Source organism: Mediterraneibacter sp. 210702-DFI.5.30 (assembly GCF_020560115.1).
In the GTDB taxonomy this organism is placed as follows: domain Bacteria; phylum Bacillota; class Clostridia; order Lachnospirales; family Lachnospiraceae; genus Mediterraneibacter; species Mediterraneibacter faecis.
Map to the genome: position 1 here is coordinate 1 of NZ_JAJCME010000258.1, position 216 is coordinate 216.

At 44.4% G+C, this 216-nt stretch carries 1 protein-coding gene; it reads right to left on the bottom strand.

The features are described from left to right. Positions 1 to 216 (bottom strand): hypothetical protein (locus LI126_RS15480; RefSeq protein ID WP_227165782.1); only part of this gene is annotated, 216 nt, incomplete at both ends.

Here is a 216-nt window from a genome sequence, read left to right on the forward strand (position 1 = left end):
GGCAAACAAAAGACATTTACCTGGTCGACTCAAGGCTTTTTTGAGTGCACCATAGACTGCATCCGGCTGAAAGTTGTTCTCATCAATTTCAATCGTCTCAATGGTCGACGCTGCTTGACTGATTCCTTGAAAACGCTGGATTCGCGTTGAAGCCAACTCAATCGTCGAAGTCAAAACTACAACCCTTTGAAAGCCTTGATCAGCGAAATATTCCGT